The following is a 4,788-nucleotide window of genomic DNA, read 5'->3' on the forward strand; positions in this document are numbered from 1 at the left end:
CGCTGCTGTACGGGGCTTTCGGCACGCTGGACATCGCGCTGCTCGGGGAGCTCATGGCCCCGGCCCCCGCCGTGTGGGCGGCGATCGCGCTCATCTCGCTCGGGATGGCGCTCAAGACCGGGCTCTTCCCGCTGCACTTCTGGCTGCCCCCGGCCTACGCCGGCGCCCCGAGCCCGGCCAGCGCCCTTCTTGCCGGGTTGGTAGGCAAGGCCTCCTTCTACCTGCTGCTGCGTCTCTGGTTCGACGCTTTCGGCGGGGCCATAGAGCCGGTCGCCGGTCAGCTTCTGGGGATACTCGGCGGCGTCGCCATAGTGTGGGGAGCGGTCATGGCCCTGCGGCAGGAGCGGCTCAAGATGCTCCTGGCGTACTCCTCCGTCTCGCAGGTCGGCTACCTGTTCGTCGTGTTCTCGCTCGGGACGGCGGCCGGGTGGGGGTTCGACGCCTGGAGCGGGAGCGTCTACCACGCCCTCTCGCACGCCTGCGCCAAGGCTGCGGCCTTCATGAGCGTCGGCGCGATCATATACGCCACGGGGCATGATGAGATCCGCAGGATGGAAGGAATCGCCACGAGGCTGCCGCTCGCCGTCGCCGGCTTCGCCGTAGCCGGGATCACGCTCATGGGACTGCCCCCCAGCGGGGGATTCACCGCCAAGTGGCTGCTCGTGAGCGCCGCCATGGAGAGTGGCCAGTGGTGGCTGGGAGCGGTTCTGCTGGTCGGCGGCATTCTCTCGGCCCTCTACCTGCTGCGGTTCATGAACCCGGCTCTCATACACGCGCCGATGGAGAAGCCTCCGTTCCCTCCGTCGCGGACCATGGAGGCGGTGGCTCTCCTCCTGGCCGTCGTCGCGCTCTTTCTGGCGCTGCTCTCGGCTCCGCTGCTCGAACTGCTGCGGGTCGGCGCACCCTTCCCCTCGCAGCCGGTACTAGGGGGAACGTAGATGGACCTGTCCGTGCTCCTGCCGCCAACTATCATCCTGATCTCGGCGCTGGCCAGCCTGGCCATCTTCTTCATCGGCGACGACCGGGACCGGCTGCGGACGGCGCTCTATCTGGGCGCGGAGGTCTTGAAGCTCGGGCTGGTCCTCGCGATGCTGTGGGGAATCTACCTCGGGGAGAGCTACGAGATACGCGTGCCGGTGCTGCCCGGCATAGACTTCCTGCTCCGGGCCGACGCGCTCTCGATGCTGTTTCTGGTCCTCTCGGCCGGGCTGTGGCTCGTCACCACCCTTTATTCCATCGGCTATCTCAGGGACGCCCCGCACAGGTCCCGCTTCTATGCCTTCTTCGGACTCTCGGTGAGCGCCACCGCCGGGATAGCTCTGGCCGGCAACCTGTTCACGCTCTTTATCTTCTACGAGATACTCACCCTCGCCACCTACCCGCTCGTGGTGCACCGGGAGACCCGGGAGGCCATGCGGATAGGACGGATGTACCTGATCTACACTCTCGCCGGCGGCGTGGCCGTGCTGGCCGGCGCGATAGCGCTGCAGATAATAACGGGCTCGACGGAGTTCGTCACCGGCGGTGCGCTCTCGGGGGATGAGGCCAGCCCCGCCGTCCTCATAGCCATCTTCGCCTTCCTGGTTCTGGGATTCGGGGTCAAGAACGCCTTCGTACCCCTTCACTCCTGGCTGCCCGCCGCGATGATCGCCCCCACCCCCGTCAGTGCCCTGCTGCACGGCGTGGCGGTCGTGAAGGCCGGAGCGTTCGGGATAGTGAGGGTCGTCTACGACATCTTCGGCATCGAGCTCTCCGCCGCTCTCGGGGTTACCCTCCCCCTCGCCCTGCTGGCCTCCTTCACCATAGTCTACGGCTCCGTCAAGGCTCTATTCGAGGACGAGCTCAAGAAGCGGCTCGCCTACTCCACGGTGAGCCAGGTCTCCTACATCGTCCTCGGCGTCTCACTGGTCGGGTTTCTGAGCAGCATGGGCGGCATCGTGCACCTGGTGCATCAGGGCGTCATGAAGGTAACCCTCTTCTTCTGCGCGGGTGTCATCTCCGAGACGCTGGGGATAAAGCACATCAGCAAGATGGGCGGCGTCGGGAGGCGGCTGCCGTGGACCATGACGGCCTTCACCGTGGGCTCCCTGGGAATGATGGGCCTCCCGCCGATGGCCGGGTTCATCAGCAAGTGGTATCTGGGAACCGGAGCTCTGGAAGCGGGACAGGGATGGGCCGTAGCGGTGCTGGTGGCGAGCACCCTGCTGAACACCGCCTACTTCCTGCCGGTGATCTACGTGGCGTTCTTCGGTAAGCCGGACAAGGAGAAGTGGGAGGAGAAGCGCCCCCCGAGCCGGTTCGAGGCCGACTGGCTGCTCCTCTTCCCCACCCTGATCGTGGCGGCGTTCGTGATCCTGGTGGGGATCCTCGCCGGGCTGTGGATAAGCCCCCTGGGGTGGGCGGAATTCATAGCCGCGCAGGAATGGGGGTACGAGCTTGACTAGGAGGAGGAAGCCGTGAGCCAGACGTACCTGACGGCCGCAGCGTGGCCGGCGGCGCTCGCGCTGCCGCTCCTTCTGGCCTTCGCCATCCTGTCCCCGAGCCTCCGCCGGGCATCTCTCGCGCTCGCGCCGCTGGCAGCGCTCCCCGCCCTCGGCCTCGCGCTCCTGGGGGAGGGCGGCGCAGAGCTGCCGTGGGTTCTGCTCGGCATGAGCCTCGGCCTCGACGGGACGACCCGGGTCTTCCTGCTGTTCACCGCGCTGCTGTGGACCGTCGCCGGGATCTACGCCCGTTCATACATGGCCGGGGATGCGAACAGGCACCGCTTCTTCGCCTTCTTCCTGATCACCATGACCGGTAACCTGGGCCTGATCCTGGCCCGGGACATCGCCAGCTTCTACCTGTTCTTCGTCCTGATGAGCTTCTCGGCCTACGGGCTGGTGATCCACGACGCAACTTCCAAAGCCCGCCGGGCGGCGCAGGTGTACCTGGTCATGACCATCATCGGGGAGGCCTTCGTGCTGCCGGCCGTGCTGATCTCGGCCTCGATCTCCGCAACGAATGAGCTGGCCGGCGTATCCGCCGCCGTGGCGGGCTCTCCGGCCCGGGATACGGTCATCGCGCTGGCCCTGATCGGCTTCGGTGTCAAGGCGGGAGCGATACCGCTGCACCTGTGGCTTCCGCTGGCGCACCCGGCCGCCCCCACACCGGCGAGCGCGGTCCTCTCCGGGACCATGATCAAAGCCGGGCTGCTGGGCTGGCTGCACTTCCTGCCGGCCGGCGAGGCCGGAGCGCCGGGCTGGGGCACGCTCGTCATGCTCCTCGGGCTCGCGGCCGTCTTTTTCGGGGTGCTGGCCGGGGCGACCCAGAGCGACCCGAAGACGGTGCTGGCCTACTCCAGCATCAGCCAGATGGGGCTCATGACGCTGGCCCTGGGCGTGGGCCTCGCCACTCCGGACGCCTGGCCGCTGGCCCTGACGGCGATCCTCGCCTACGCCGCCCACCACGGACTGGTGAAGGGCGCGCTCTTCCTCGGCGTGGGGGTCGCCCAGAAGGCGGCCACCCCCCTCTCCCGCCGGGCCGTCTTCGCCGCTCTGGTGTTCGCCGCGCTGGTGATCGCCGGAGCGCCGCTCACGAGCGGCGCTTCGGCCAAAGAGACGCTCAAGGAGGCCCTCTACGCCTCCGTGACCCTGAGCCCGGGGCTGCTGGAGGCCCTGATCCAGCTCGGAGCTGCCGGGACCACGGTGCTCCTGATCCGCTTCCTGCAGGTGCTCCCCCGGCAGGAGGCCGGGAAGTCCCCCCCGCCGGGCATGTGGGTCCCGTGGGCCGCGCTGATGACCGGGGTGGCCGGAGCCGTGCTCCTGCTGCCGGAGCCCGTAGCGGCGACGCTCTCGCTCTCCGCCCTGTGGCCGGTGGCGCTCGGCGCAGCCGGGGCGGCCGCTGCGGTCCTTCTCGTCCGGCGCGGCGCGCTGCGCCCCCCGCACATCCCGGAGGGAGACCTCCTGATCCCGGCCCTTAGCCTCCTTGCCGCCCTCTACGGGCTGTGGGACGGAAGAGTCCGGCCGGTATGGGCTGGATGGAGGTCCTGGAGCGCCGGGCAGTACCAACGGATTCTGGAGAGCTCGCACCGGCTCGACCGCGCGACTCTTCTGCTGGAAGACAAGATGCGGCCCTGGACCATCGCCGGGACCATCTTCGTGCTGCTGGTCTCGGGGCTACTGGCGCTGGCCGCGCTCGGCTGACCGGGCCGTGGTCTCGGAGGAGCCCCGGTGAACGGCCTCTTCTTCTTCTGGGTAGTCGCGCCCATCCTCATACCCCTCGCAGCCGTCCTCTTTAGCTGCCTCATGCTGCTCGCAAAAAGCTCCACCCCTCAGCGCTTCCTCGCCCTCGCAACCGCCCCCACCACCCTCGCCGCCTCAATAGTGCTGGCCTATCAGGTGACCGGCCACGGCACCCTCGAATACCGGCTGGCCGGCTGGGACGCCCCTTTGGGTATCAACCTCAGGGCCGATGGCCTGAGCGCCTTCATGGTCCTGATGAGCTGCGTTGTGGGAGCGTTCGTCACCCTCTATGCCGTCCGGTACTACTTCGAGCGGCATGAGAGGGAGGGGCGCTACTTCTGGGTTCTGTGGATGTTTCTTTGGGCCTCCTTGAACTCTCTGTTTCTCTCCGGGGACATCTTCAACCTCTATGTCGCCCTGGAGATCATGGGGCTCTCCGCAGCGGCGCTCATAACGCTGCCGCAGGGAAGGGCCGCTCTGACGGCCGGCATGCGCTACCTGCTCGTCTCGCTGCTGGGCTCTCTGGCGTATCTGATGGGGGTTGCGCTGCTGTACGGGGCTTTCGGCA

At 67.8% G+C, this 4,788-nt stretch carries 4 protein-coding genes; all 4 read left to right on the forward strand.

The window, feature by feature from the left end:
• The coding region (locus E0L93_RS14190) for a complex I subunit 5 family protein (RefSeq protein ID WP_279387507.1) at positions 1 to 938 on the forward strand (938 nt) is incomplete at its 5' end.
• The gene (locus E0L93_RS14195) at positions 939 to 2,444 is read left to right on the forward strand and encodes a monovalent cation/H+ antiporter subunit D family protein (protein ID WP_132692742.1); all 1,506 of its coding nucleotides are present in this window, start codon (positions 939 to 941) and stop codon (positions 2,442 to 2,444) included. It abuts the gene before it with no gap.
• A gap of 12 nt (positions 2,445 to 2,456) precedes the next feature.
• Positions 2,457 to 4,181, forward strand: coding sequence for a complex I subunit 5 family protein (locus tag E0L93_RS14200; RefSeq protein ID WP_132692743.1), 1,725 nt, complete (start codon positions 2,457 to 2,459; stop codon positions 4,179 to 4,181).
• Between the two features lie 27 nt (positions 4,182 to 4,208).
• On the forward strand, positions 4,209 to 4,788 hold a 580-nt coding region (locus E0L93_RS14205), incomplete at its 3' end, for a complex I subunit 5 family protein (RefSeq protein WP_279387508.1).

It is taken from the genome of Rubrobacter taiwanensis (assembly GCF_004337705.1).
Taxonomy (GTDB): domain Bacteria; phylum Actinomycetota; class Rubrobacteria; order Rubrobacterales; family Rubrobacteraceae; genus Rubrobacter_C; species Rubrobacter_C taiwanensis.

Coding starts and splice junctions, on each gene's coding strand:
- E0L93_RS14195 (WP_132692742.1), top strand. CDS start 939: ATGGACCTGTCCGTGCTCCTGCCGCCAACTATCATCCTGATCTCGGCG.